Genomic DNA, 26756 nt, shown 5'->3' on the forward strand with positions numbered 1-26756 from the left:
AAGGGCTTGTAATGCTTTAAATTATTCATTTATATAACAATATTTACAAGTGCTTAAAAAGAGTACTTGTAAATATTGAAGATTAATGCAACAAATTGTTTAAATCTTTTCCAGTAAAACACCTGACTCAACATGATGGGTGTATGGGAATTGATCAAACAGTGCAAATTGCGTCAGTTTATGGCTTTGACATAAAGTTTTTAAATTGTCATGCAAGGTGTCAGGGTTGCACGAAATATAAATAATACGCTTGAAACGTTGTAGGAGTTTTAAGGTGTCATCGTCAATTCCTGCACGTGGCGGATCGACAAAGACTGTATCAAAATCATAACTTGAGAGATCAATGTTTGCTTCTTGCAAGCGGCGGAATTCACGCTCACCGTTATAAGCCTGTGTAAATTCTTCAGCCGATAAGCGTGCCACTTGAATATTCTCAATCTGGTTTTGTTCAATATTCCACTGCGCTGCATAGACCGAAGATTTAGCCAGTTCTGTGGCAAGTACACGACGGAAACGGGTTGATAGTGGCAGGGTAAAGTTACCATTGCCACAATAAAGTTCTAATAAATCTTGCTCAGAATGTTCGGCAACAGAACATGCCCATTCCAGCATTTTTTGGCACACTTGCGCATTTGGCTGAGTAAAGCTGCTTTCAATTTGCTTATAGGTATAAGTACGATCAAAAACTTGTAATTGTTCAACTACATACTCATCGCAAAGCACAAATTTTTGCCCACGGCTGCGTCCAATCAGTTTAATGTTTAATGCTTTGCTCAAGGCTTGGGCTGCAGGCTCCCAATCAGGCTCAAGTTTGCGATGATAAAGTAGCGAAACCAACATTTCGCCACTTAAAGTCGCTAAAAAATGTACTTCAAATAAACGAGCCGATAATACGGGATTGGCTTTCAAGCCGGCTAACAGCTTTGGCATTAATAAATTAATGCTGCGGTCTGCAATGGGAAACTCATCTACACGAATAACTTTTTTCTGCTTATCTTCACTGCGTTCAAACATGGCATAAAAAAGATCATCTTCAATATGCCAAATCCGGAACTCTGCCCGCATACGGTAGTTGTGTTCTGGTGAGGCAAATACTTGCAAGGTAGGCGGATTATATTCGGCAAATTGGGCAGAAATACGGGCAACTTTCGCATCAAGTTGTTGCTGATAAGATGAGGTCATATGCAGTAAACATCACAAACACAGAGAAAGAGCGATGGTAACAAAGTTTTAAAGAGATACCTAAAACTATTATGAAAATGATGCAATCCTGCAAGATGTCAAAATAGCCTAAGCATATTCATGACATCTTGAAAGTGGCTAAATCAAGATGCTGAAATTACTTTAAATTTTATGTAATTGATCGAACAATTGCTGCATGCCCTCAGTGGCAGTTTTAGAAATGCGTTGAAATTGAGCAGGAAGTTGGACTTGTGCGGCTTTTGGGTCAATATAATAAGCCTGACAATTTGCAGGAATTTCGTGTACTAATCCAGCAACAGGGTACACCACCAAACTTGTCCCAATCACAATAAAAATATCGGCATCTTGAATCAAATCCAGTGCTTCTTCGTAGGCAGGAACTGCTTCGCCAAACCAAACCACATGCGGACGTAAAGGATAGCCTTGAGGGCAAAGATCCTGTTGCAAGTTCAGCGAGTCACCTTCAATTGGAAAAAATTCAGTGGTGTATTGTGCATTAGGCCCTGAGCTTTTAGCTAAACGAATATTGCCGTGTAAATGTAAAACTTCAGAACTGCCTGCACGTTCATGCAAATCATCAATATTTTGGGTGATCACTTGCACATCAAAATCATCTTCAAGTTCAGCAATTAAGCAATGCGCTAAGTTAGGTTGCGCACTCAGAATGTTTTTTCGGCGTTCATTATAAAAGCACTGCACTAATTCAGGATTTCTTGCCCATGCTTCAGGACTTGCGACATCTTCTACACGATGTTTTTCCCATAAGCCATCACTATCTCTAAAGGTGTTGATTCCGCTTTCTGCACTCATACCTGCACCCGAAAAAACTACTAATTTACGCATGTTTTATTCTCATGATGGATGGTTAGATTTGAGTATAAGTGCCGAAAATAGAAACACAAATCTACATCTCATTTTTTCAGAATTTTTAGTATCTAAATATGTGAAAACTCAAAATTATCTATAACTTTGCTTAATAATTGAAAAATGTTCACTTTTTGTTGATGGTTATTTCATTTTAATGATAGAAGATCAAGTAAAGTAACACGATGCTGCAAATTCAAATATAGATAAACCTGACTTTAATATAATAATGCGCAGAGGATGCCATGTCACAACACAATCCATCATCAAATCACACGCCTGCAACGCACAGTAAAAAAGTGAAATTTGACTGGCAAGATCCTTTTTTGCTTGAACAACAAATGACTGAAACTGAACGTATGATTCGCGATAGTGCCTATGCTTATTGTTAGGAAAAATTACAGCCACGTGTACGTGATCAGTTCAGACATGAAACGGTAGATCGCAGTATCTTCAGTGAAATGGGTGAGCTTGGTTTATTAGGTCCAACGATACCTGAACAATATGGTGGTGCAGGTTTAAATTATGTGAGTTATGGCCTAATTTCACGTGAAATTGAGCGGGTCGATTCGGGCTATCGTTCTATGGCGAGTGTGCAAGGCTCATTGGTGATGGTGCCGATCTATGAGTTTGGCAGTGAGGCGCAAAAACAAAAATATTTACCCAAACTCGCTTCGGGTGAATGGATAGGTTGTTTTGGTCTGACTGAACCTGATTTTGGCTCCGACCCTGGCACTATGAATAGTAGAGCGCACAAAGTTGCAGGTGGTTATCGTCTACAAGGTGCCAAAATGTGGATTACCAATAGTCCAATTGCCGATGTATTTGTGGTGTGGGCAAAAGAAGTTTTGGCAGATGGGCGAGTGGGTGATATTCGGGGTTTTATATTAGAAAAAGGTTGGGATGGACTTTCTGCACCAATCATTCAGGGTAAGGTCGGTTTACGCGCTTCAATCACAGGTGAAATTGTCATGGACAATGTTTTTGTGCCTGAAGAAAATATGTTACCTGACGTGCATGGTTTAAAAGGGCCATTCACTTGTTTAAACAGTGCGCTATGGCATTGCATGGGGTGCTATGGGGGCGGCTGAATTTTGTTGGCATACTGCGCATCAATATACGATGGATCGGATTCAGTTCGGACGTCCTTTGGCGGCCAATCAGCTCATTCAAAAGAAACTTGCCGATATGCAAACCGAAATCGCGCTGGGTTTACAAATTGCTTTACGTTTTGGTCGTATGAAAGATGAGGGCATTGCTTCACTCGAAGGTACTTCTTTGATTAAACGCAACAACTGTGGCAAGGCCTTAGAGGTTGCCCGTATGGCGCGCGATATGCTTGGTGGTAATGGCATTAGCGATGAATATAGTGTGGCACGACATTTGGTCAATTTGGAAGTCGTGAACACCTATGAAGGGACACATGATGTGCATGCGCTAATTTTAGGTCGTGCGCAAACGGGTATCGCAGCTTTTGGCAATTAAACGTGGGTCTAATGATGATGTTATGGTGGAAGAGGCTGCAAACTACATTTTCCACCGTTTTGTTTTAGCACTTTAGTTGTTTAGAGCTGTTTAGTTTTAAAAATTGGCTAATTTCCTGACTAAACTTCAGGGGTTCAGTCAGTAACGGGGTATGTCCAGATTGGTGAAATATCACTTGTTTCGCATTTGGCATGGCTTCTACTACTTGGCGTTGTCCTTCTGCCGCATACAAGGTCGATTGCGCACCTGTAAAAAAGACTGTCGGGCAATTCAGCTGAGTCAGAGCCTCGCGATAATCTTCCTGATGGTGTAAATAATTGTCGATATACCAGCGTAAATAATCTAGGCGTTGCGTAGGTAAAATATAGCGTTGCAAAGCAGGACGTTTGACGGCCAGTTTAAATAAAAACGGACTGATTTTATTGCTGGCTTGTAATTCTATAAATTCTAGCCAAAGTTCGACTAAGTTTTTACGCTGCAACACATCCATTTGTTGAATATCAGTATATTGCGCGTGATCATGTAAAAACTCGGACAGATGAATCAATAACTGTTTAAATTGTTGATGTTGATTGCCAAATAAGCCATAAGGCCAGTTTTGATCCACTCCAATTTTTGGTGCTTGGTCAATTTGTAAATAACTACTTAAATACGTAGCCAATTGTCCATATTGCATGCCATGCATGGCAGTGGTTGCCCCCATGGAATAGCCAATCAGTTTAAATTGTTGCAGGTTCTGTTGTTGAAGCAGACTGTTTAAATCTTGCCAATGGCTCGAAATAGCATCCAGTTCTGGAACGGCACACAGGTTTGAACCCCCAAAACCACGCCAGTCTGGAATAATAAAACGATACTGCTTTTTATGTTGATACAGAAATGGCAACCATTGCCAACTGTGCATGCCTAAACCTGAAAGCACAACCACAGGCTCACCTTGACCAAATTCACGTACAAATAGAGCTTCGCCATCGGGCATGCGGTAAAAAGGCATCAGCATTTCCTTGCATGGTTGTAATTAAAGATGCGTTATTCTTTATAGCATAGCCTGATCATTTCTGTATGGTGAGCAACCCTGATTTCACATTGATGTGGTTGCTATTACTTAAAAATATACTTTTAAGATGAGGCTTCGGCATCAAACTTTTTCAGTTCAGGAATCACATTTTCTAGCCATTCAATCCAGCCAATTTCCTGATCTATCCCTAGCTGCAAAATCATTTTATGAATATACAGGGTACGGTTGTTCGCAGTTGCTTGGCTAAAGTCTTTGGCAAAAATCTGTTGATAGGTGTCTAACTTGGTTTTATGGAGCAACAAATGTCGTTCCAGTTCTGGCAAGACACTGTTGCCGCCAAGTTGGGCTTCGGCACGTAAACGTACCATAAGTTCTTCGCGTAATTGCGCAGGCGGGCTTTGCTCAACCATCCAGTTTGCCAGTTCATGCCGTCCCAACGCTTCTACCTGATAGGTTTTGCTGCGACTGCTGGAATCTTCATCTTCTAAGGTTGAAATCCAGCCTTTTTTTAGCATGCTATTCAGTTCACGGTAAATTTGTTGATGGGTCGCATTCCAGAAAAACCCCATAGAGCGGTCAAAACGACGTGCCAATTCAATACCGTTACTGGGTTTTTCAATCAGACTGGTCAATAAAACGTGAGCGAGCGACATAAACAGAGCAACATTATTTTTCAGCTTTCATTATGCAACATGTTGCATAAAAATCAAATCTAGAATATAAAAGTATGCAACAAGTTGCATTAAGCATAAAACAGCCAGCATTTTTGCCAGCAGGGAGATTCTATGTCTGACTATCCACATTTACTTGCGCCTTTAGATTTAGGCTTTACCACTTTAAAAAATCGGGTCTTAATGGGTTCAATGCACGTTGGACTAGAAGAAGCACCGGGTGGATACGAACGTATGGCGGCTTTTTATGCAGAGCGTGCCAAAGGTGGCGTTGGGCTGATTGTAACAGGTGGTATTTCACCGAATGATGCAGGCTTAACCTTTGCGGGCGGCAATAAACTTGATACTCGTCAAGAAGCAGAAAAACATAAAGTGGTGACTCAGGCTGTGCATGATGCAGGCGGCAAAATTGCTTTACAGATTTTACATACGGGACGTTATTCCTATCAGCCCGATATTGTCGCACCGTCAGCAATTCAGGCACCGATTAACCCAAGTAAACCACATGCACTAACATCGGCAGAAGTACAGCAAACCATTGCCGACTTTGTGAATTGTGCCAAATTGGCACAATACGCAGGCTATGATGGTGTCGAAATCATGGGTTCGGAAGGTTATTTAATTAACGAATTTATTGCTGCACGTACCAACCATCGCGATGATGAATGGGGCGGCAGCTATGAAAACCGTATTCGTTTCCCAATTGAAATTGTGAAGCGCACCCGTGCAGAAGTCGGTGAAAACTTTATTATTATTTACCGCTTGTCGATGCTCGATTTAGTCGAAGGCGGTTCAAGCTTTGAAGAAGTTGTGCAGTTGGCACAAGCGATTGAAAAAGCAGGTGCAACCATCATCAATACAGGGATTGGATGGCATGAAGCACGCATTCCAACCATTGCTACCAAAGTCCCTCGCGCAGCTTTTACATGGGTGACAGAAAAATTAAAAGGTTTGGTCAAAGTACCTCTAATTACTTCAAACCGTATTAATACCCCTGAAATGGCAGAGCATGTTTTGGCTGCAGGCCATGCCGATATGGTGTCGATGGCACGACCATTGTTGGCAGATGCTTTCTTTGTGCAAAAAGCCGAGCAAGGTCGCAGTGATGAAATCAATACCTGTATTGGTTGTAACCAAGCTTGTTTAGACCATATTTTCTCAATGAAAATTGCTTCATGTTTGGTTAATCCACGTGCTTGTCATGAAACAGAACTCATTTTTAAAGAAGCAGCACAGGCTAAAAATATTGCGGTGATTGGTGCAGGGCCTGCAGGTTTAAGCTTTGCAACCTATGCTGCAGAACGTGGGCATCAGGTGACGATTTTTGAAGCCTCGAATCAAATTGGTGGGCAGTTTAATATCGCCAAAACTATTCCTGGTAAAGAAGAGTTTTACGAAACTTTGCGCTATTTTAAGCGCCAAATTGAGCTGCAACCGAATATTAAGTTGGTGCTGAATCATACGGCTAGTTTTGAACAATTGCTCAACGCTGACTTTGATGATGTGGTTGTGGCAACAGGTGTAACCCCGCGTAAACTGGACATCGCAGGTATCGATCAACCTAAAGTGCTGAGTTATATTGAAGTATTAAAAGAGCGCAAGCCTGTGGGACAACGTGTTGCGATTATTGGGGCAGGCGGTATTGGGTTTGATACTGCAGAATATTTAAGCCATGAAGGAGAAAGTGGCAGCCTAAATCCTGAAAAATTCTATGATGAATGGGGTATCGATACCAATTATACGAATGTAGGTGGTTTAAAAGCTGCAAAAGTTGAAAAATCGCCACGTAAAATTTATTTATTGCAACGTAAAGCATCGTCCGTGGGAGCAGGCTTGGGTAAAACAACAGGCTGGATTCATCGCACAGGTTTAAAAAACCGTGACGTTAAAATGATTGCAGGGGCAAGTTATGACCTGATTGATGATCAAGGCTTGCACATTACCGTCAACGGTCAAAGCACAGTGCTAGAGGTTGATCATGTGGTGATTTGTGCTGGGCAGGAATCTTACACAGCCATGTATGAGCAATTACAGACAGCAGGTAAGAATGTGCATTTAATTGGTGGGGCGAAAGAAGCAGGCGAGTTAGATGCCAAACGTGCAATCCGTCAGGGTGCTGAATTGGCAGCAACAATCTAAATCTTCAGACATTAAAATTATAGTTTTTAGACATAGGCTAAGTGTTTTAGAAGCGCTTTGCCTGCTTCTTGAAAAAAATAAAAAAAGGAACTGAACATGACCTTAGAAACAACAAAATCAGCAGTTCAGCGTTGGCATACAATGCTGCAAAACAGCGATATGTCTATGCTAAGTGAATTATTGGCAAATGATGTGGTGTTTCGCTCACCTGTGGCATATCAACCTTATGTGGGCAAGCAGGTGGTATTTTTTATTTTGACCAATGTAATTCAGGTCTTTGAAAACTTTACTTATCACCGTGAGTTTTATACGGAAGAGGGTTGCAATGTTGTACTTGAGTTTTCCGCCAATGTGGGAGATAAAAAACTTAAAGGAATTGATATGATTCAATTCAATACACAAGGACAAATTGTGGACTTTGAAGTGATGATTCGCCCGAAGAGTAGTTTAGAGGCATTGGCTGTACAAATGGGACAACGTATGGCTGCCTTTATGCCAACTGAAAAATAAAATAAAGCGTGTGTATGGTGATGTGGTTGTTTTATAGAAATCAGTTTTGGGTAGGCATGCTTTAAAGTTCATGGATTGCTTGGGAGTAAAATGATGTCTACATTACAAAAAATAGCGCAAATTACACAAGCGGTTTTAGATCAGGTCACAGGCGCAGATTTACCGACGCTGTATTATCACCCGCATGGGGAAATCCGTCGGGTATTGGATTATTTGCCACAGCTCAAAGAAAAATACCGCCCAACGCCGTGGTTGTCTAATACGCATGCGCATCTTTTATATTTTGATTTAATTAAAAAGAAAACCATTCGTCAGCAGTATGATCAGGTTGATCAACTCACCATGCAAGATGGCGGTATTACCGCAGTGGCTTGGGTGGGTTATGACTTGCCTGCAGATACCCCTACAATTGTTTTAATGCACACCATTACAGGTTCTTTGGAAAGTATGCGTGAGTTGGTGCGTGATTTACATCAACAGACACAGTGGCGTATTGCCTTATGTTTACGTCGTGGACATGGCAATTTACCTATGCCTGTACCACAAATGAATCTGTTTGGTTCAACGCATGATTTACGTGAACAAATTAAGTTTATTCAGCAGCAATTCCCTCAATCTGAATTATATGCTGTTGGTTCTTCAGCAGGGACAGGATTATTAGTGCGCTATTTGGGAGAAGAGGGTGAGCAAACCCCAATTAAAGCCGCATTTGCACTGTGCCCAGGCTATAACACTGAATTAGGCTTTCAGCATGTGCATCCTTTTTATAGTAAAGTGATGACCAAAAAATTATTCCAGTTTTTTATTCAGCCCCATCAGGACATTTGGCAAAATGTAAGATCTTTATCCCAAGTGTTAAGTGCGGCCACTCTAGCAGAGTTTGAAAAGGCATATTTTGAATTGGCGGGTTTTGAAGATTATGACAGCTACACAAAAGCTATTAACCCAATTTATGTGTTTGAGAATGTCAAAATTCCACTTATGGTTTTAAATGCAGAAGATGATCCTGTATGTCATATCAAAAACCTTGATCCTTATAAAGAAACAATACGAAAAATGCCAAATATTATGGTGGTGACGACCCGTAAAGGCAGCCATTGTGGTTTTTATGAAGGTGTCGGTTTTACTAAATCTTGGGCATCACGTTTGATTTCTAATTATTTTAAAGTGCAATCGCAGTTGCAGCAGGCAAATTAAAGTGAATCCCACAAACCTATATAGAAATATAGAAATAGGTAGCTGTATTGCAAATGTATTTACGAATTATCCCACTGACGATTTATCCAAATTAAAAAACCCAGTACTCAATGACTGGGTTTTTTAACGTCAATTCAAATCCAAGATCAGAACTGACCGGTTAAAACTGACTTTAACTTAAAGCTAAGTTTTATGTCAGCACTTAGTTCTCAAGTGCTGGGGTTGCAGCAGCAATTGCAGCCGCAACAGCATCATCTTCAGATTGAGCGCCTGTGTTGTTGCTTGGACGTGCTTGAGTCGGTTTATCTTCTGCAATAGGAGCTGCCGCTTTCGGTGCAGTCACAGCAGTAGGTTGTGTAGGTGTTTCACGACGGATGTCAGTCGTGGTGTTCGCTGTTTCAGTACGTTCTACTTCTACATGTGCAGGCATTTCTGGTTCAGTATCTTCAATATTTTCCACAGGTTCTAGTGGTTCAAATTGAGCAGTTTCAGTAGTTTGTTCAGTTTGAACTTCTACTTGTTCTTGCTCATCTTGCTTTGGCTGTTCTTTTTTTACACATGCAGTCACTAACAACGCCGTTGCAATTGCACCACAAATTAAAAGTTTCTTATTCATAATTGCACAAAATAAAAGATTGGATAGACGGACGTATTATAGCAATAAAATGACAGATGAAAATCCTCTCAAGAAGTTCTAATTTTTTATAGGAAATGCTGATAGAATAGCCAATTGTTTATTGTTCTATGAATTGATGCGGAATGACTTTGCTTTATTGGTGCAGAGTAAAGTAAAATTGCGCAACATTGCAGGCCTGTTTAGGCTCGATTGTACGAGAAACCCAATGACCCATTTTATTTTCGTGACTGGTGGTGTAGTTTCATCACTAGGTAAAGGTATTTCAGCTGCTTCAGTTGCTGCACTTTTAGAAGCCCGTGGTTTGAAAGTAACCATGGTCAAAATGGATCCATACATTAATGTCGATCCAGGGACAATGAGTCCTTTCCAACATGGTGAAGTTTTTGTCACAGAGGATGGTGCCGAAACTGACTTAGATTTGGGTTATTACGAACGTTTCTTGCGTCGTGCGAAAATGACCAAGTTAAATAACTTTACATCTGGTCGCGTGTATCAAGACGTTCTAAATAAAGAGCGCCGTGGTGATTACTTGGGCGGTACTGTTCAGGTGATTCCACACATTACCGATAATATTAAAGAACGTGTACTTCGCGCTGGCGAAGGCTATGATGTCGCAATCGTAGAAATTGGCGGTACAGTAGGTGACATTGAATCTCTCCCATTCATGGAATCTGTACGCCAATTAATGGTGGAATTAGGGCATAAGCGCACCATGCTCATGCACTTAACTTTATTGCCATATATCAAATCTGCGGCAGAGTTAAAAACCAAGCCAACTCAACACTCAGTTAAAGAATTGTTATCTATCGGTATTCAGCCAGATATTCTCATCTGCCGTACCGAACACGATGTTGATGCAGACACAACCCGTAAAATTGCGTTATTTACCAACGTAGAAGCACGCGCGGTTGTGGTATGTAAAGATGCAAAAACTATCTACCAAATTCCACGTACATTTTATGAGCAAGATGTTGATGATTTAATTTGTGAACGTTTTGGCTTCAATGATCTTCCAGAAGCAGATTTATCTGATTGGGATAACGTAGTCGATGCATTATTGAACCCAGAATACAGCGTTCGTGTGGCGATGGTGGGTAAATATGTTGAACTACCAGATGCCTATAAATCTGTAAACGAAGCATTGTTGCATGCGGGCATTCAAAACCGTGTCAAAGTTGAAATTGACTATGTCAATGCAGAAGAGCTTGAAAGCCAAGACGTTAATACCGTACTTAAAGATGCCGATGCAATTTTAGTACCGGGCGGCTTTGGTGAGCGCGGTACTGAAGGCAAAATGCAAGCGATTAAATATGCGCGTGAAAACGGTGTACCATTCTTAGGAATCTGTTTGGGTATGCAGTTGGCTGTGATTGAATATGCACGTAATGTGGCAGGTATTGCTGATGCAAGTTCAACAGAGTTTAACCGTTCGACTAAATCACCCCTTATTGGTTTGATTACTGAGTGGTTAGATGAGCGAGGCGAAGTTCAACAGCGTTCAGTCGATTCTGACTTGGGCGGCACTATGCGTTTAGGTGCACAAAAATCTGAATTGGTTGAAGGTACGAAAACTCGTGAAGTGTATGGTTCTGCAGAAATTGTAGAGCGCCATCGCCATCGCTATGAAATGAATAATCGTTATATTCCTGTACTTGAAGAAGCTGGTCTTAAAATTTCGGGTTATTCACCTATTCAGCACTTGGTTGAAACGGTTGAAATTCCGCAACATCCTTGGTTTATTGCGGTACAATTCCACCCAGAATTTACCAGCTCGCCACGTGATGGACATCCATTGTTTGCTAGCTTTATTGGTGCAGCAAAACAACAGCATCAAAAAAACAAATAAGATGGCTTTAGGGATAAACTAGGAAGTTGAAATGTCACAATTAAAACCACAAGAAATTGTACGTTTGGGTGATATACAAATGGCGAATCATTTGCCATTTGTATTGTTTGGCGGCATGAATGTACTTGAGTCTAAAGACCTTGCATTTGAAATTGCTGAAACTTATGTGGATATTTGCACACGCTTAAATATTCCGTATGTATTCAAAGCCAGTTTTGACAAAGCCAACCGTTCTAGCCTGAACTCATTTCGTGGTCCAGGTTTAGACAAAGGCATTGAGTGGCTAGCTGACATTAAAAAACATTTTAATGTGCCAATCATTACCGATGTGCATGAGCCGTATCAGGCTGCGCCTGTGGCAGAAGTCGCAGATATTATTCAGCTTCCTGCATTTTTAAGCCGCCAAACCGATTTGGTTGAAGCCATGGCAAAAACTCAAGCTATTATCAATATCAAAAAAGCCCAGTTCCTGGCTCCACATGAAATGCGTCATATTTTGCATAAGTGTTTAGAAGCAGGGAATGACAAATTGATTCTTTGTGAACGTGGTTCAGCATTTGGTTACAACAACTTGGTTGTCGATATGCTGGGCTTTGACATCATGAAAGAAATGAATGTACCCGTGTTCTTTGATGTGACCCATGCTTTGCAAACTCCGGGTGGTCGTGCGGATTCGGCAGGTGGTCGTCGTGCACAAATTACCACATTGGCACGTGCAGGTATGGCAACTGGGTTGGCAGGTTTATTTCTAGAAGCACATCCTGAACCAGAGCAGGCAAAGTGTGATGGTCCATGTGCGTTGCGTCTATCACAACTTGAGCCGTTCTTGGCACAGCTTAAAGAATTGGATACCTTGGTAAAAGGTTTCAAAAAGCTAGACACCCACTAAATTAGACCCATATTAAATTATAGACTCATTGATGCCTAAAGCATCACGTTATTAATCAACTGAGGAATTGTTCATGAGCCAAATCGTTGACATTCGTGCACGTGAAATTTTGGACTCTCGTGGTAACCCAACCATCGAAGCAGACGTAATCTTAGCATCTGGCGTAGTTGGCCGTGCATGTGCACCATCAGGTGCTTCAACTGGTTCTCGTGAAGCTCTAGAACTTCGTGATGGCGATAAAGCACGTTATTTAGGTAAAGGCGTTAAAACTGCGGTAAACAACGTCAATACTTTAATTCGTGATGCTTTACTTGGTAAGTCTGTGTTTGAACAAAAAGACATTGATAACACCATGATTGCGCTTGATGGTACCGAAAACAAAGAAAAATTAGGTGCAAACGCAACCTTAGCAGTGTCTTTGGCTGCTGCGCGCGCTGCTGCTGATGAAAAGAAAATTCCTCTTTTCCAATACATCGCAGACCTTCGTAACAACAGCATTTTGACTATGCCTGTACCGATGATGAACATCTTAAATGGTGGTTCACATGCAGACAACAACGTTGATATTCAAGAGTTTATGATTGAGCCAGTAGGCTTCACTTCATTCTCTGAAGCATTACGTGCTGGTGCAGAAATTTTCCACTCATTAAAATCTGTATTGAACCAAAAAGGTTTGAACACAGCAGTGGGTGACGAAGGTGGTTTTGCGCCAAACTTACGTTCTAACGAAGAAGCAATCACAGTTATTCTTGAAGCTATTGAGAAGACAGGCTACAAAGCTGGTTCTGACATCATGTTGGCGCTTGACTGTGCATCTTCAGAATTCTACAAAAATGGTCAGTACATTCTTGCTGGTGAAGGCAACAAAGCATTCACAAGTAACCAATTCTCTGATTATTTAGCAGGCCTTGTAAATCAATATCCAATTATCTCAATTGAAGATGGTTTAGATGAATCTGATTGGGAAGGTTGGTCTTACCTGACTTCGATCTTAGGTGACAAGATTCAATTGGTCGGTGATGACTTGTTCGTGACTAACCCGAAAATCTTACAACGTGGTATCAATGAAAAAGTGGGTAACTCAATCCTGATCAAGTACAACCAAATTGGTACTTTGACTGAAACGCTTGATGCTATTTACCTTGCAAAAGCGAATGGTTACACAACTGTTATTTCACACCGTTCAGGTGAAACTGAAGACTCTACAATTGCGGATCTTGCAGTGGGTACGGCAGCAGGTCAAATCAAGACAGGTTCACTTTGCCGTTCTGACCGTGTAGCAAAATATAACCAATTACTTCGTATAGAAGAATTGACTAATGCTGCATATCGCGGTAAAGCTGAGTTCAAAGGTTTGAACTAAGCGAAATCAGTAGATGTCATTATTAAATGTATTTGACTCCAAAGCGAGTAAAGCATTGTTGGGCCTTGCGATCTTTTTGATCGCAGGGTTTCAATATTTACACTGGTTTGGTGAAGGTGGTTATCGTGACCATGCTGCACTGACAGAAAAAATCCAACAACAAATAGAATTAAATACAGAACTGAAGGAACGCAATCGCGTACTTGCAGCAGAAGTTTATGATTTAAAAAATGGGGTAGAAGCCATAGAAGAGCATGCCCGTTTAGATTTAGGCTTAATTAAGCCACATGAAACCTTTGTGCAAATGAGCACCATCAGTACACAATATAAACCTATTTATATTCAACCAAATTCCACAGTAGATTTACGCACCAATGAATCACAACAACCTGCAGCAGCAACCGCCCCGACACCCTAAACTTTGGGCGGTTATTCCCGCAGCGGGTTCTGGTAGTCGTTTTTCTAGTACTGAACTCAAACAATATCAGTATATTCAAGATCAAACAGTTTTAGAGCACAGCATTGCACGTTTAAATCATTTGCCTTTAGCAGGTTATGTCTTGGCGATTGGTCAAGCAGATGATGTAGCACAAAACCTAAACTTGGCACAAAAAGAAAAAGCATTTTTTTGTGAAGGTGGCGCCGAGCGAGTGGATTCAGTCTTGAATGCACTGCATTATTTATCTGAAATTGCCCATGTAGATGACTGGGTTATGGTGCATGATGCAGCGCGTCCTTGTGTGACAACTGCTTGCCTTGAGCAACTGTATCAGACTGCAGTGGCAACAGATCATAGTGCAATTTTGGCTATTCCTGTGCGTGATACTTTAAAAAAGGTAAGTCAAGGCACAAAAATTAAAACCACGGTAAGCCGTGACCAACTTTGGCAAGCGCAAACTCCTCAAATTGCAAAACTGGATGTGCTTAAAACAGCCATTGAATCTGCATTAAAACAGCAATTGACGATTACCGATGAGGCCAGTGCTTTAGAAGCTGCAGGGCAAATAGTAAATGTTGTGCACGGTCGTTCGGATAATATTAAAATCACCTATCCTGATGATTTAGAGTTGGCACGTTTAATTTTAGCCTCACAACAACATGGATGATAAAAATCTAGTGTAATAAAGCACAGCGTTAAGCTTGAATCTTCAACGATTCAGCTTTAATGATTCACTCTGTGCCGCTTTACTTCTATAATTGTCCATCCTGTCTATTTTAAATACTTTCGAGTCGCATGAACCCATCGCAGCAGTATCGTTTTTTACGTCACTCATTACGTGATGGTAGAAGCATTAAAAATGATTCCTCACGCTGGACTAAATTACATTTAGATCCATGGTTGCTGTGTTTTCTGATTTTGAATGCGATTTTGGGTTTGATGGTGGTATATAGTGCCACCGCGCAAGATATGGGGATGGTGCTGCGACAAGCCACCAGTTTTGGTCTAGGCTTTATCGCTATGATTATTTTGGCGCAAATACCGCCGAAGGTATATCAAGCTGCCAGTCCTTATTTTTATATCTTTGCAGTGATCATGCTGGCTTTGGTTCTGGTCATTGGTGAAACCCGCATGGGTGCAAAACGATGGATCAGCTTGCCGGGTATTGGTAGTATGCAGCCCAGTGAATTTATGAAATTTGCCATGCCATTGATGATGGCGTGGTATTTTTCGCGTCATGCTTTCCCGCCTAAATTTATCCATATCATTGTTGCTTTAGTGATTATGATGATTCCTTTTGTATTGGTGGCATTACAACCCGACTTAAATATTGGTTTGATTATTCCTGGGGTGTTTGCACTATTTTTAAGTGGCATGTCATGGCGATTAATTTTAGGGGCGATCACCGCATTGGCTGTTGCAGCACCATTGCTTTGGATGTTCTTTTTCCAGGAATATCAAAAGAAAAGAGTATTAACCTTATTTGACCCAGAGTCGGATGCTTTGGGGGCAGGGTGGAATATTATTCAATCCAAAATCGCCATTGGTTCAGGCGGCTTTACGGGTAAAGGTTATTTAGAGGGAACACAATCGCATTTGGGCTATCTGCCTGAACATCATACTGACTTTATTATGTCGACCTATGCTGAAGAGTTTGGTTTTATTGGCGTATTTTTACTGTTCAGTTTGTTTGCTGCCATTATTTTACGTTGTTTGATGATTGGGATGAATTCTTTCCATAATTTCGGGCGTTTGTATGCAGGAACGGTTGGTCTGACTTTCTTTTTCTTTGTGTTTCTAAACTCAGGGATGGTGAGTGGCATTTTACCTGTAACAGGTGACCCATTGCCGCTGATGAGTTATGGTGGAACAGCAGTCATTTCCATGTTGGCAAGTATGGGGATTGTCATGTCAATTCATACCCATCGTTAATGTAGAATCCATGTGAAAGATGGTGTGGGTGAGCCTTGCCTATCATTATCTTTTCACTTTTTATAGTTTTAAATAGCCTGAGTAAAATAGGGTATACCCAAAAAATCTCTATAATATCCAATAAATTTTCTTTACCTATTAAGCAATAATTAAAAAAGAATAACTTAGCGGTAACACACAGAGCACCCCCATGACCCATTTAATTTTTATTGCACTTTTCCCTTTGATTGCCTTAATTGCAATGGGTTATCTACTTAAGCAATCACGTATGCTGGATGAGCCATTTTGGAAGGGTGCAGAAAAGTTAAATTACTATATTTTGTTTCCCAGCATGTTGTTTTTAAACCTCGCCACAGCAAATATTGAAGCGAAATCAATCACGCAGATTTTGTTGGTTGTATGTATTGTTGTAGCTTTGGTCAGTTGTCTGTTATATGCCTTGCGTGGCCATTTTAAGACACCCACCGTCCGTTTTGGCGTCTATATGCAAAGCATGGTACGTTTCAATACTTATATCGGTTTGGCTTTAGTCGCAGCATTGTTTCAGGTGCAGGGTATGGCACTGTTTGCGATTATTTTGGTGTTCTGCATCCCAATGGTGAATGTATTATCAGTGCTCGCTTTAAGTGATACCAAAACTGTACAGGCAAAGCAAATCCTGTGGTCATTGATGAAAAATCCATTAATTTTAGGTTGTATTGTTGGTGGTCTATTTAATTTATCGGATTTGACCTTATGGGAAGGTGCAGCGCATTTTATTCGCCAAATGGCATTATGCAGTTTGCCGTTGGGTTTAATGTGTGTGGGCGCTGCATTACAATTTAATGGCTTGCAACGAGATGTGTTTACATTGGCATTAAATGTGTTTGGGCGTTTGTTATTTATGCCTGCTTTGGCATGGCTAATTTGTCTAAGTCTAAATATTCCCGTGCTGGAGTCACAAATTTTAGTCTTGTTTTTTGCGTTACCTACTGCATCGGCAGCGTATGTACTTACACAAGTTTTAGGAGGCGATAGTCGTTTAATGGCAACAATTATTAGTCTACAAACGGTATTTGCTGCATTAACTTTGCCAATTGTGTTGTGGTTACTTATTTAATCTGTCTAATACAATCTATGTTAAGCATTAATCGTATAAACGATAGATACCCGCAAAGCGTTCACAACCTTTTTGTTTGGTTTGAATTTTTAAGATCGCTTTTGAATAATCAAACTCATAACTGCAGTCATGTTCATTGTCGATGATTTTGTTTTTTTGCTCAGGCGTTGTATAAGCTAAAAAGGCGATACTTTGAGTTTCAAGGCGATTATTTGGATTGCGATACGCAATGCCTTCAATTTTAATGCTATTTTTATTGAGCTGATGAATTTGTAAATGTACGGGCTGTGCAGCAAATTGACCATTTTCATATTTTAAATAATGTTGGGACATGCTTTGATTCATAGAAGTGAAAAAATTCAGTTGATCAATTCTGAAATCAAATTGCTGAGTATAACAATTTAAACTTTTGCATTGCTGTAAGCGCTGTATCCACAATTGCTGGGTATCTTCTAATAAGCGGATTGGTGCATCACTCATCAAATAAGCTGTTAAATATTGATCATTTAATTTTCCACGCAATTCTGAGAAATTCTCTGTGCACACCTGTGCTAACTTTTTATTGGATGTAGAGGTACAATCAATCTCTTGTGCATAAGAGAAAGATGAATACAAACAGCCAAATAACAGCAGCGTACTTAAGTTTTTGATAAGATGATTCTCAAATTTCAACAGCATGATCGCTTATACTTTCACTATGTTGCGCTAGGTCTAATATAGCGAAATCGAAAGTATGAATACAAGATTTCAATGATTTATTTCTACAGGAGTTGAACATGGTTGCACAGATTCGTATTGGACAAGGTTTAGATGTTCATGCCTTTGAAGCGGGAGATTTTGTGACGCTTGCAGGTGTTCAAATTCCTCATACACAAGGTTTAAAAGCACACTCAGATGGCGATGTAGTGCTGCATGCACTATGTGATGCATTATTAGGTGCTTTGTCGCTAGGGGATATTGGGCAGCATTTTCCAGATACCGATCCTAATTATAAAGGTGTAGATAGTCGGGTATTGCTTAAACAGGTTTATCAACTCATTTTAGACCGTGGCTATAAACTGAATAACGCTGATATTACTGTGGCGTGCGAACGTCCTAAACTTGCACCACATACGCTAGAAATGCGCCAAAGTGTTGCTGATGTATTGGGGGTAGAGGTCACACAAATTAGTATTAAGGCGACAACTACTGAAAAATTGGGTTTTACTGGTCGTCAGGAAGGTATTTTAGCAACAGCGACGGTATTGATTTCTCATACAAAATAATCGCGTTAGAATTTTATCTTTAGAATCTGCTGAATTAAGAAAGTTCAGCAGATTCTAAAGCTTGTTGTAAATCCTGGGTGGCTTTACGACCTTGCAACTGCAAAGAAACGGCGTGAATTAACCCTGTCCAAGTTTCATTGGGTGTCCATATGTCGTGTAAAAAGTCTTGAGCCGTTGCAATATCCACATCCATAAAATATTGACGATATAAATACATCAAACTACTGACGTGGTTGTTATTGCTGCAATGTACCCAAACCATTTGGCTTTCTAATAAATGATTGACCAAATCGAGCAATAATAAGCATTGATCAGAAGATGGTGTTTCCCATGAAATTGGAAGTTGGATATAGTTCAGTCCAATATCCAGACAAATTTTGTCTTCATGGTTAAGGGCTTCTTCTGCATCACTTTCAACCAAATTAATGACAGTGCCAATACCATATTCTTTAATTTGTTTTAATTCTTCAGCCGTAGGTTGACCTGAAGAAAACAAACGCTCATGAATAAACTGGAAATTTTTAATTTGGCTAAGTTGGGTTTCAATGTCATTCATGCGCGCAGAATTTCCTATACTACAAATAGAAACGCCATCATGAAGATGGCGTTTTTAAATCTTAACGATTCACTAAAACGTCTTTTAATGCTTCATGCATTTCAAGCAATGCTTTTTCAGTAGTATCCCAATCGATACAACCGTCAGTCACAGACTTACCATATTCTAAATCGGATAAGTTTTCAGGAATATCTTGACGACCCCCTTTCAGGTGACTTTCGACCATAATTCCAACAATAGACTTATTGCCATCTAAAATTTGCTCAGTGATATTTTTTAATACCAATGGCTGTAAGTAAGGGTCTTTGTTTGAATTAGCATGACTGGTGTCAATCATGATTTTAGTGCTGACTTTGGCTTTGCTCAATGCATTTTCAGCATCTGCAACAGAACCTGCATCGTAGTTAGGCTTACCATTACCACCACGTAAAACCACGTGTGCATATGGGTTACCGCTAGTACGAATCACAGAAACCTGACCTTGATCATTCAGACCTAAGAAGCTGTGACCGTGTTTTACCGATTGCATAGCATTGGTTGCAACCGTTAAGCCGCCATCTGTACCATTTTTAAAGCCGACTGGAGAAGAAAGACCAGATGACATTTCACGGTGTGTTTGGCTTTCAGTAGTACGTGCGCCAATTGCAGACCAAGAAATTAAATCTTGATAATACTGTGGAGAGTTTGGATCAAGTGCTTCAGTCGCACATGGCAAACCTTTTTCATTTAACTCAAGTAAAAGTTTACGACCGATACGCAAACCTTTTTCAATGTTAAAAGAGTCATTCATGTCTGGATCGTTAATTAAGCCTTTCCAGCCCACTGTAGTACGTGGTTTTTCAAAATAAACACGCATCACAATGTAAAGAGAATCTTTTACTTTTTCACTTAATACTTTTAAACGATCTGCATATTCGTGCGCAGCAGCAGGGTCGTGAATAGAACATGGACCAATCACAACAAATAGACGCTTGTCTTTACCATCTAAAATATTGCGGATTGTTTCACGACCACGAAGAACGGTTTGATAAGCATTTTCAGTTAAAGGTAACTCAGTTTTTAATTCTGCAGGAGTCACGAGAGGCTGAATACTTTCAATATTCACGTCATCGATGTCTGATTGTGTAAGAGGATTAGACTGTAAAGTATTCATTGCCGTCACTGGTTTGATCATACAAAAGATTGTTTAATAGTCTGAATATAACATGAATTTCACTATATTTTGTTATAAAAAGATGAATACCTCTTTAAAAAATAAGTGATGAATCGGGTAGATAAATTAAACAGTCTGTTTTTGCAAAATCATGTCAGATAAAACATTCATTATTGGCTGGCTTGTGCGTCGGAAACTGCAGTTGCAGTTTCTGGCATACTGACAGGTTTTGATTTCACAGGATTGACCATAAAGTTAATCCCAATAATAAATAAGGTAATACCTAAAACCTTACGAATCACTTTTTCAGGTAAACGTGAACTAACTAAAGTCCCCACCACAATTGCAGGAATCGAACCAACTAACAACCAAATCAACAGGTGAAAATCGACATTGCCTGAACTCATGTGACCTAAACCTGCAACTAGGGTGAGTAAGACAGCATGCACAACATCTGAGCCGATAATACGAATCATTGGTAAATTGGGGAACATTAGCACCAATGCCATGATGCCAAAAGCACCTGCACCCACTGAAGAAAGTGTGACAAACACACCCAATACAATCCCCATAATCACAATGAGGGCGCGCTTATCTGCAGCCTGTAGTTTGACCTTTTCAAGGTCTTGGGTCATATCGGGCAATTCTTGTTTACGGTGTTTATTAAAAAACGTTTCAATTTGACTGCGAAACACAATTGAGATGCCAGTTAAGGTCAACATAAAGCCCAACACCATGGTCAGTACCATTTTGTAATTGCTTGATTGGCTTAAATAATTCTCTAAAACCCAATGAGTCGCAAATGAAGCAGGAATACTGCCCACCGCGAGCCAAATTACAATGGGCCATACAATATTCATTTTTTTGGCATGAACCAATGAACCACAGAATTTTGAAATGGCGGCATAGAGCAGGTCTGTCCCAATGGCGATATGCGGTTCAATTTTAAATAAGCTGATCAGAATGGGAGTCATGAGTGATCCGCCACCCACGCCAGTCACACCCACGCAGAAGCCGACCAATACACCTGCCAAAATAAACTCTAAAGGACCAACCATGAAGATATGCCGAAGTCAAAAACGTGAATATATTATGACTTTTGGCAATAAGCTGTTGTCTTGATTAATGATTTACTTATTCTTAAAACAGATATAGTCAATGTGGAAAATCAGTGCAAAAGATCGCAGATTCAAGCCACGGCTTACTTTCTGTTTCTTACAAAATACAGTGGCTATGCTAAAATGCGAAAATTCATATCCATTAAAATTTAGAGGATAAAACGCTTGCAAAATCGGAAACTTAAAATTGGTATCGTTGTGGGAGAAGTATCGGGAGATACTTTGGGGGCACAACTCATGCGACGTTTTCGTGAGCAAGGCATTGATGCTGAGTTTGAAGGCATTGGTGGTCCGCAAATGATTGCAGAAGGGTTTAAAAGTTATTATTCGATGGATATTTTATCGGTAATGGGCATTGTTGAAGTGCTGAAAGATTTGAAAAAACTCTTTGCAGTACGAGATGGCTTGGTCGAAAAATGGACTCAAAATCCTGTCGATGTCTTTGTTGGAGTTGATGCACCTGATTTTAATTTACGTCTTGCTAAAAGTTTAAAACAGAAAAACTTGCCAATTAAAACCGTGCAATATGTCAGCCCTTCGGTATGGGCATGGCGACAAGGTCGCGTACATGGCATTAAAGCCAGTATAGATTTGGTGCTATGTTTATTTCCGTTTGAAAAAGCCTTTTTTAAAAAGTGGGATGTGCCTGCAGCCTTTGTCGGACATCCTTTGGCGAGTCAGTTACCGTTGGAAAATCCAATTGCTGCAGCAAAACAAGAATTGGGTCTAGATCAACAGCAACAACATATTGCATTATTGCCCGGTAGCCGACGTGGTGAAATTGAACGTTTAGGGCCGTTAGTTTTAGATGCGGCTTATATTTTGACGCAAAAATATCCGCAGTTTAAGTATCTAATTCCTGCAATTAATGATGCACGTAAACAACAAATTGAAGCGTTACTGCAGTCTTATCCGAGTGCATTACAAGACAAAGTGCAATTGATGGAAAATCGTGGCACAGAATCCAAAATTGGTCGTCAGGTAATGAATGCGTCCGATATGATTGCACTGGCTTCAGGCACGGCGACGTTAGAAGCAATGCTATTACATCGTCCAATGGTTACGTTTTATAAGCTGAATCGGATCACGTATTGGATTGCGAAACTGTTGGTGAAAATTCCTTATTATTCATTGCCAAATATTATTGCAGGTAAAAAGGTGATTCAGGAGTTAATTCAGGAGGATGCAACACCAGAGCGTTTGGCAGCAGAAATTGAAAAGTTAATTGATATCGAAACAGCACAAATTCAGGTGATGCAGCATATCACTATGCATAAGCAATTATTGTCCGATAACAGCGAAGACCCTGCACAAGCAATTTTGGCGATTTTAGATCGTTAAACTGTTCATTTCGTGATTGCATTGTTGTTTTGAAACTGCTGCCGATACTGGCTAGGTGTTAGCTCGAATTGCTTTTTAAAAGTTTGGCTAAAGGCGGTTTCGGAAGAATAACCGACACGATGGGCAATTTGTTGAATCGACAATTGTCCTTGCTGTAAATAATGCGATGCCAAGCGTAGCCGATGTTGTTGTAAGTATGCCAAAGGCGGCTTACCAATCACCTGATTAAACAAATTGGCAAATTTAGAACGTGACATGCAACATTGTTCTGCCAAACTTTCTACCGTCCATGCTTTTTCGGGTTGACCATGAATAGCTGCGAGCGCATTGGAAAGTTCAGGATGTGCCAAAGCGCCGAGCCAGTTATTTGAGTCATCAAGCTGAAAAATATAATCACGCACACATTCAATCAGTAAAATACTGACCAAGTGATCTAATATTTTATCCCGTCCCGGTCGGATTTGATGACTTTCCACCGCTAAAAATTGCAAGCCAATTTGTAACCACTCGGGCGCTGTGCTGCACATGATATGCGGAATATGCAGATATTCGGGTAGGGCACTTAAAAGCGGTTTTGCCATGGTGGTGTCCATGTGGCATTGAATCACCAAAATAAATGCGTCTTCAGCTTGTGTGTGATTTATCGTGCCAAAATTTATTGACTGCTGTGACTGAATTTGAAATAAATCCGAAATATCAAAGTGTTCTGTCCAGTGAGTGTCTGCAGTTGCACTTGCGTAATGACTGCAACCCGATGGAATCAGGACAATATCACCTGCATCAATGTGAAGGTGTGTCTGTGCAGATAAATGGATATGCAGCGAGCCTTGTAGTACTACATAAGCCAGCATTGCCCCTTGGTCACGATATTGAAATGACCAATCTCCTTGAGGATTTAAATAGATATATTCTGATTGGTGCAGATGTATATCATCAAAAATTTTACTTAAAGCATCCATATTTTAAGCATAAATCATTATAAAAAATAAAACCTGTGATTTCAGGACAATATAGCGCATTTTGCGCCAAAGACTTTTGCATAGCTTTTTTGGACGTCTGCAACTGTTCATTCTCGTGTCTTTCCTCAAATATATAGGCAGAACAGCGTAGAAGGAAGAAAATAAGATGAACGCACCACTTCATTTGCTTAAAGAGATGGAACAGGATGTTCCCTATAAAAGCGCCACTCAACTCGATAAAAAGCGTTATTTATGGTTAATCAGCCCATTTTTACCTGTATTGGGAATGGGGATTTTAGCGGGTTATCAATTCGCTCCGAAGCCTGCGAAAAAAGTTTTTGCTTTGGGTGGCCCTTTATTATTGCATCTGATTATTCCAACTATTGATACTTTAATTGGGCAAGATGCCAATAACCCAAGCAATGAAGATGTGAAACGACTTGAGCAAGATCGGTATTATTCGCGTTTGGTGAAAAGTTTTATTCCTTTGCAATATGCTGCCAATATTTATGCGGCCTATTTGGTTGGACGACCACAAACCTCATTGCTCGATAAAATTTTTCTGGGTATTTCCATGGGGATGGTGAACGGTATTGCTGTCAACACTGCGCATGAACTCAGCCATAAATCTTCAAAAATAGATCACTTGCTGTCACATTTGGCCTTAGCACCAACAGGATATAACCATTTTCGAGTTGAGCATCCGTATGGTCATCATAAACGTGCTGCGACACCTGAAGACCCTGCATCTTCACGTATGGGAGAAACATTTTATGAATTTTGGCCACGCACGGTAAAAGGTTCGTTTAAGTCTGCGCTGCAAATTGAAACTCAGCGTTTAAAACGTAAAGGCAAAAGTTTTTGGTCGAAGGACAATGAATTATTGCAAGGCTGGGGCATGAGTGCGGCATTTCACAGTGCATTGTTGGCACGCTTTGGTACTGGGATCATTCCGTATTTGGCGACACAGGCTTTTTATGGCATTAGTTTGTTTGAAATAATTAATTATATTGAACATTATGGTTTGCTTAGACAAAAAGATGCGCAGGGCAAATACGAGCGCACCATGCCTGAACATAGTTGGAATAATAACAATATTGTGACCAATTTATTTTTATATCAGTTACAGCGCCATTCCGATCACCATGCTTATCCAACCCGACCATTTCAGGCTTTGCGACATTTTGATGAAGCGCCTGAATTACCAAGCGGTTATGCCAGCATGTTACTGCCTGCCATGATTCCACCTTTGTGGTTTAAAATTATGGATAAGCGTGTGTTTGAGCATTATCAAGGCAATTTAAACAAAGCCAATATTCAGCCTAAACGTCGTGCACGAATTTTTAAGAAATTTGGTGTAGTGGATAATTGGTTGAATTATTAATCTAGCTACTTTGCCCAGTTGATTGAAATGTAAAAGACAGAAATTTATAGAAATATTTCTATAAAAATCTGTCTTTTATTTTGCCTTGATATATAACTTAAAACTCCAAACTCACTTGAGTTCTCTCGAGCTTTTACCTAATTCACGACGGGCAATAATCAATTGCTGAATCTGTTGCGTACCTTCAAAAATATCTAAAATTTTCGAATCACGTGCCCATTTTTCCAATAACTCATCTTCGTTATAACCCACGGCTGCAGCTAACTCGACACACCTGAGCGTGATTTCATTACACACGCGACCAGCTTTGGCTTTGGAAATAGAAGCTTCGCGTGAGTTAGGCTGTTTATTGTCTGCCATCCATGCTGCTTTGAGCATCAATAAACGTGCGGCTTCCCATTCTGCTTCCATCCGGTAAGTCTGTGCTGCGATATGTGAACACTGTAAATAGGGCGTGGCATAATTTGCATCTAATTGGTCTTTAAAAATTTCCTTAATCCGCTCTAAAGCGGCTTTGGCACAACCAACGGCCATAGCTGCCACCAAAGGGCGAGTGTTATCAAAGGTTTCCATCACACCTGCAAACCCTTTGGCAACATCAATTTCTGTATTGCCTAAAAGGTTGCTCGCAGGAACACGGCAATTTTCAAATCGAATTGTTGCTGTGTCCGAGGCTTTAATCCCTAATTTATGTTCTAAGCGTTCCACGGTCATGCCAGGTGTGCCCTTAGTCACAACAAAGGATTTGATCGCAGCACGTCCCAGTTTTTTGTCTAAGGTTGCCCACACAACAACGGCATCGGCGCGGTCACCAGAGGTCACAAAAATCTTTTCACCATTTAAAATATATTCATTGTCTACTTTGGTGGCAGTGGTACGAATAGCCGCAGAGTCAGAACCACAGTTGGGTTCGGTAATTGCCATGGCTGCCCAAACACCATTAAAGCGTTGTAATTGTTCTTCATTGGCCACCGCAGCAATCGCAGAATTACCTAAACCTTGGCGTGGCATACTGAGTAATAAACCTGTATCGCCATAACACATTTCGACAATACTCAGTGCGGTAGACATATTTACGCCATTTTTGTTACCTGTAGATGTGTCACCACGTTTGTTGACTGCTGCACCTGCATTCATGCCATCGCCCGCTTGGTTCATACCATCAACTAAGGCGGCAAGCATGTCTAATTCTTTCGGGTAGGCGTGTTCGGCTTTATCATATTTCCTTGAAATGGGACGTAATACATTTAAAGCAACTTCATGTGCCTGATCGACCAACATTTTGAATTTTTTTGGATTTTGTAAATTCATGGATGTATTCCTTATTTTTCTAGCTGGCTATCGTTTATTGATGGTGTGAGATTAAGCATGCAAGCCTGAATGCATAATTGCAGTCGCACGTAAATCACGATACCAACGCTCTACAGGATGTTCTTTTGTAAAGCCATGACCACCTAAAATTTGCACGCCATTGGTGGCAATTTGCATAGATTTTTCTGCACAGAGCAGACGTGCTAAATATGCTTCTCGATGAAAGTTTTTACCCGATTCGGCAAGACTCGCTGCATTCAGCAACAGCATGCGCATGGCTTCAATTTCAATGGCCATATCTGCAATCATAAAAGCCACACTTTGACGATGTGAAATTGGTTCGCCAAATGCAGTGCGCTCATTGGCATAGCGAATACAAT

The 26756-nt window shown here is 40.4% G+C and carries 25 protein-coding genes and 1 pseudogene; 14 read left to right on the forward strand and 12 right to left on the reverse strand.

The genetic code is table 11. The features are described 5' to 3' along the window. Positions 1-99 precede the first annotated feature (99 nt). Positions 100-1182, reverse strand: a complete 1083-nt coding sequence (gene trmA, locus B2W49_RS02275) for a tRNA (uridine(54)-C5)-methyltransferase TrmA (RefSeq protein WP_291334174.1) — start codon at positions 1180-1182, stop codon at positions 100-102. A 162-nt stretch (positions 1183-1344) separates the two neighbouring features. After that, entirely contained in the window at positions 1345-2046 is a 702-nt protein-coding gene (locus B2W49_RS02280) for an SIR2 family NAD-dependent protein deacylase (RefSeq protein WP_291334175.1), read from the reverse strand. A gap of 266 nt (positions 2047-2312) precedes the next feature. Between B2W49_RS02280 and B2W49_RS02285 the strand changes: the two are divergent. Beyond that, a pseudogene (locus B2W49_RS02285) lies at positions 2313-3552 on the forward strand (acyl-CoA dehydrogenase). 64 nt (positions 3553-3616) lie between these two features. Here the strand turns inward: B2W49_RS02285 and B2W49_RS02290 are convergent. Continuing rightward, positions 3617-4543, reverse strand: coding sequence for an alpha/beta fold hydrolase (locus B2W49_RS02290; protein ID WP_291334176.1), 927 nt, complete (start codon positions 4541-4543; stop codon positions 3617-3619). Between the two features lie 125 nt (positions 4544-4668). Further along, positions 4669-5220: a PadR family transcriptional regulator gene (locus tag B2W49_RS02295; RefSeq protein ID WP_291334177.1), complete on the reverse strand. Its 552-nt coding sequence runs from the start codon at positions 5218-5220 to the stop codon at positions 4669-4671. Between the two features lie 132 nt (positions 5221-5352). Here B2W49_RS02295 and B2W49_RS02300 point away from each other — a divergent pair, with 132 nt between their 5' ends. The 3 genes from B2W49_RS02300 to B2W49_RS02310 all read left to right on the forward strand — a co-directional run bounded on the left by B2W49_RS02300 (position 5353) and on the right by B2W49_RS02310 (position 9084). Further along, positions 5353-7377 carry an NADPH-dependent 2,4-dienoyl-CoA reductase gene (locus B2W49_RS02300; protein ID WP_291334178.1) on the forward strand — a complete coding sequence of 675 codons (2025 nt, stop codon included), beginning with the start codon at positions 5353-5355 and terminating at the stop codon, positions 7375-7377. Between the two features lie 96 nt (positions 7378-7473). Continuing rightward, positions 7474-7887, forward strand: a complete 414-nt coding sequence (locus B2W49_RS02305; protein WP_291334179.1) for a nuclear transport factor 2 family protein — start codon at positions 7474-7476, stop codon at positions 7885-7887. A 90-nt stretch (positions 7888-7977) separates the two neighbouring features. Then, a complete protein-coding gene (locus B2W49_RS02310) occupies positions 7978-9084 on the forward strand; it encodes a YheT family hydrolase (RefSeq protein WP_291334180.1) in 1107 nt (368 codons plus the stop codon). A gap of 202 nt (positions 9085-9286) precedes the next feature. Here the strand turns inward: B2W49_RS02310 and B2W49_RS02315 are convergent, their stop codons facing one another. Beyond that, the gene (locus B2W49_RS02315; RefSeq protein WP_291334181.1) at positions 9287-9700 is read right to left on the reverse strand and encodes an internalin; all 414 of its coding nucleotides are present in this window, start codon (positions 9698-9700) and stop codon (positions 9287-9289) included. A gap of 226 nt (positions 9701-9926) precedes the next feature. Between B2W49_RS02315 and B2W49_RS02320 the strand changes: the two genes are divergently transcribed. The 7 genes from B2W49_RS02320 to B2W49_RS02350 all read left to right on the forward strand — a co-directional run bounded on the left by B2W49_RS02320 (position 9927) and on the right by B2W49_RS02350 (position 17289). Continuing rightward, positions 9927-11567 carry a CTP synthase gene (locus B2W49_RS02320; RefSeq protein ID WP_291334182.1) on the forward strand — a complete coding sequence of 547 codons (1641 nt, stop codon included), beginning with the start codon at positions 9927-9929 and terminating at the stop codon, positions 11565-11567. A 31-nt stretch (positions 11568-11598) separates the two neighbouring features. Then, positions 11599-12456: a 3-deoxy-8-phosphooctulonate synthase gene (gene kdsA / locus B2W49_RS02325; protein ID WP_291334183.1), complete on the forward strand. Its 858-nt coding sequence runs from the start codon at positions 11599-11601 to the stop codon at positions 12454-12456. Between the two features lie 73 nt (positions 12457-12529). Beyond that, positions 12530-13819, forward strand: coding sequence for a phosphopyruvate hydratase (gene eno, locus B2W49_RS02330; RefSeq protein ID WP_291334184.1), 1290 nt, complete (start codon positions 12530-12532; stop codon positions 13817-13819). 13 nt (positions 13820-13832) lie between these two features. After that, the gene (locus B2W49_RS02335) at positions 13833-14237 is read left to right on the forward strand and encodes a septum formation initiator family protein (protein ID WP_167846043.1); all 405 of its coding nucleotides are present in this window, start codon (positions 13833-13835) and stop codon (positions 14235-14237) included. After that, complete coding sequence (gene ispD / locus B2W49_RS02340) at positions 14194-14925, forward strand: 2-C-methyl-D-erythritol 4-phosphate cytidylyltransferase (protein ID WP_291334185.1); 732 nt, start codon at positions 14194-14196, stop codon at positions 14923-14925. The genes B2W49_RS02335 and ispD overlap by 44 nt, the downstream gene beginning before the upstream one ends. A gap of 128 nt (positions 14926-15053) precedes the next feature. Next, on the forward strand, positions 15054-16190 hold the full coding sequence (gene rodA / locus B2W49_RS02345; RefSeq protein ID WP_291334186.1) for a rod shape-determining protein RodA: 1137 nt from the start codon (positions 15054-15056) through the stop codon (positions 16188-16190). A gap of 190 nt (positions 16191-16380) precedes the next feature. Further along, a complete protein-coding gene (locus B2W49_RS02350) occupies positions 16381-17289 on the forward strand; it encodes an AEC family transporter (protein WP_291334187.1) in 909 nt (302 codons plus the stop codon). A 27-nt stretch (positions 17290-17316) separates the two neighbouring features. Here the strand turns inward: B2W49_RS02350 and B2W49_RS02355 are convergent, their stop codons facing one another. After that, a complete protein-coding gene (locus B2W49_RS02355) occupies positions 17317-17967 on the reverse strand; it encodes an A1S_1983 family putative colistin resistance protein (protein ID WP_291334188.1) in 651 nt (216 codons plus the stop codon). Positions 17968-18065: 98 nt separating this feature from the next. Between B2W49_RS02355 and ispF the strand changes: the two genes are divergently transcribed. Further along, positions 18066-18554: a 2-C-methyl-D-erythritol 2,4-cyclodiphosphate synthase gene (gene ispF, locus B2W49_RS02360; RefSeq protein ID WP_291334189.1), complete on the forward strand. Its 489-nt coding sequence runs from the start codon at positions 18066-18068 to the stop codon at positions 18552-18554. Between the two features lie 34 nt (positions 18555-18588). On the opposite strand, the gene B2W49_RS02365 is transcribed toward ispF, so the two are convergent. The 3 genes from B2W49_RS02365 to B2W49_RS02375 all read right to left on the reverse strand — a co-directional run bounded on the left by B2W49_RS02365 (position 18589) and on the right by B2W49_RS02375 (position 21321). Continuing rightward, complete coding sequence (locus tag B2W49_RS02365; protein ID WP_291334190.1) at positions 18589-19110, reverse strand: fused DSP-PTPase phosphatase/NAD kinase-like protein; 522 nt, start codon at positions 19108-19110, stop codon at positions 18589-18591. A 61-nt stretch (positions 19111-19171) separates the two neighbouring features. Next, entirely contained in the window at positions 19172-20263 is a 1092-nt protein-coding gene (locus B2W49_RS02370) for a 3-deoxy-7-phosphoheptulonate synthase (protein WP_291334191.1), read from the reverse strand. Positions 20264-20433: 170 nt separating this feature from the next. Further along, positions 20434-21321, reverse strand: a complete 888-nt coding sequence (locus B2W49_RS02375; RefSeq protein ID WP_291334192.1) for a sulfite exporter TauE/SafE family protein — start codon at positions 21319-21321, stop codon at positions 20434-20436. 225 nt (positions 21322-21546) lie between these two features. Between B2W49_RS02375 and lpxB the strand changes: the two genes are divergently transcribed. Beyond that, a complete protein-coding gene (gene lpxB / locus B2W49_RS02380; protein WP_291334193.1) occupies positions 21547-22722 on the forward strand; it encodes a lipid-A-disaccharide synthase in 1176 nt (391 codons plus the stop codon). A gap of 5 nt (positions 22723-22727) precedes the next feature. Here the strand turns inward: lpxB and B2W49_RS02385 are convergent, their stop codons facing one another. After that, positions 22728-23681 carry an AraC family transcriptional regulator gene (locus B2W49_RS02385; protein ID WP_291334194.1) on the reverse strand — a complete coding sequence of 318 codons (954 nt, stop codon included), beginning with the start codon at positions 23679-23681 and terminating at the stop codon, positions 22728-22730. 166 nt (positions 23682-23847) lie between these two features. On the opposite strand from B2W49_RS02385, the gene B2W49_RS02390 reads away from it, so the two are divergent. Next, entirely contained in the window at positions 23848-25065 is a 1218-nt protein-coding gene (locus B2W49_RS02390; protein WP_291334195.1) for an alkane 1-monooxygenase, read from the forward strand. Between the two features lie 111 nt (positions 25066-25176). Here B2W49_RS02390 and B2W49_RS02395 read toward each other — a convergent pair whose 3' ends face one another. Both B2W49_RS02395 and B2W49_RS02400 read right to left on the reverse strand, forming a co-directional pair. After that, positions 25177-26376 (reverse strand): acyl-CoA dehydrogenase family protein, encoded by a 1200-nt coding sequence (locus B2W49_RS02395; protein WP_291334196.1) that lies wholly within the window; start codon positions 26374-26376, stop codon positions 25177-25179. Between the two features lie 51 nt (positions 26377-26427). Then, positions 26428-26756: acyl-CoA dehydrogenase family protein (locus B2W49_RS02400; protein ID WP_291334197.1), on the reverse strand; the 329-nt coding region annotated here is incomplete at its 5' end.

The sequence above is a fragment of the Acinetobacter sp. UBA801 genome (assembly GCA_002296655.1).
GTDB lineage: Bacteria > Pseudomonadota > Gammaproteobacteria > Pseudomonadales > Moraxellaceae > Acinetobacter.

Excerpts from the sequence above, each read along its gene's own strand:
- B2W49_RS02335 (WP_167846043.1), top strand. The coding sequence starts at position 13,833 with ATGTCATTATTAAATGTATTTGACTCCAAAGCGAGTAAAGCATTGTTG.
- B2W49_RS02385 (WP_291334194.1), bottom strand. The coding sequence starts at position 23,681 with ATGGATGCTTTAAGTAAAATTTTTGATGATATACATCTGCACCAATCA.
- B2W49_RS02305 (WP_291334179.1), top strand. The coding sequence starts at position 7,474 with ATGACCTTAGAAACAACAAAATCAGCAGTTCAGCGTTGGCATACAATG.
- eno (WP_291334184.1), top strand. The coding sequence starts at position 12,530 with ATGAGCCAAATCGTTGACATTCGTGCACGTGAAATTTTGGACTCTCGT.
- B2W49_RS02390 (WP_291334195.1), top strand. The coding sequence starts at position 23,848 with ATGAACGCACCACTTCATTTGCTTAAAGAGATGGAACAGGATGTTCCC.
- ispF (WP_291334189.1), top strand. The coding sequence starts at position 18,066 with ATGGTTGCACAGATTCGTATTGGACAAGGTTTAGATGTTCATGCCTTT.
- trmA (WP_291334174.1), bottom strand. The coding sequence starts at position 1,182 with ATGACCTCATCTTATCAGCAACAACTTGATGCGAAAGTTGCCCGTATT.
- B2W49_RS02290 (WP_291334176.1), bottom strand. The coding sequence starts at position 4,543 with ATGCCTTTTTACCGCATGCCCGATGGCGAAGCTCTATTTGTACGTGAA.
- B2W49_RS02375 (WP_291334192.1), bottom strand. The coding sequence starts at position 21,321 with ATGGTTGGTCCTTTAGAGTTTATTTTGGCAGGTGTATTGGTCGGCTTC.
- rodA (WP_291334186.1), top strand. The coding sequence starts at position 15,054 with ATGAACCCATCGCAGCAGTATCGTTTTTTACGTCACTCATTACGTGAT.
- B2W49_RS02370 (WP_291334191.1), bottom strand. The coding sequence starts at position 20,263 with ATGAATACTTTACAGTCTAATCCTCTTACACAATCAGACATCGATGAC.
- B2W49_RS02355 (WP_291334188.1), bottom strand. The coding sequence starts at position 17,967 with ATGCTGTTGAAATTTGAGAATCATCTTATCAAAAACTTAAGTACGCTG.
- B2W49_RS02315 (WP_291334181.1), bottom strand. The coding sequence starts at position 9,700 with ATGAATAAGAAACTTTTAATTTGTGGTGCAATTGCAACGGCGTTGTTA.
- ispD (WP_291334185.1), top strand. The coding sequence starts at position 14,194 with ATGAATCACAACAACCTGCAGCAGCAACCGCCCCGACACCCTAAACTT.
- B2W49_RS02295 (WP_291334177.1), bottom strand. The coding sequence starts at position 5,220 with ATGTCGCTCGCTCACGTTTTATTGACCAGTCTGATTGAAAAACCCAGT.
- B2W49_RS02320 (WP_291334182.1), top strand. The coding sequence starts at position 9,927 with ATGACCCATTTTATTTTCGTGACTGGTGGTGTAGTTTCATCACTAGGT.
- B2W49_RS02300 (WP_291334178.1), top strand. The coding sequence starts at position 5,353 with ATGTCTGACTATCCACATTTACTTGCGCCTTTAGATTTAGGCTTTACC.
- B2W49_RS02350 (WP_291334187.1), top strand. The coding sequence starts at position 16,381 with ATGACCCATTTAATTTTTATTGCACTTTTCCCTTTGATTGCCTTAATT.
- B2W49_RS02365 (WP_291334190.1), bottom strand. The coding sequence starts at position 19,110 with ATGAATGACATTGAAACCCAACTTAGCCAAATTAAAAATTTCCAGTTT.
- B2W49_RS02395 (WP_291334196.1), bottom strand. The coding sequence starts at position 26,376 with ATGAATTTACAAAATCCAAAAAAATTCAAAATGTTGGTCGATCAGGCA.
- B2W49_RS02280 (WP_291334175.1), bottom strand. The coding sequence starts at position 2,046 with ATGCGTAAATTAGTAGTTTTTTCGGGTGCAGGTATGAGTGCAGAAAGC.
- kdsA (WP_291334183.1), top strand. The coding sequence starts at position 11,599 with ATGTCACAATTAAAACCACAAGAAATTGTACGTTTGGGTGATATACAA.
- B2W49_RS02310 (WP_291334180.1), top strand. The coding sequence starts at position 7,978 with ATGATGTCTACATTACAAAAAATAGCGCAAATTACACAAGCGGTTTTA.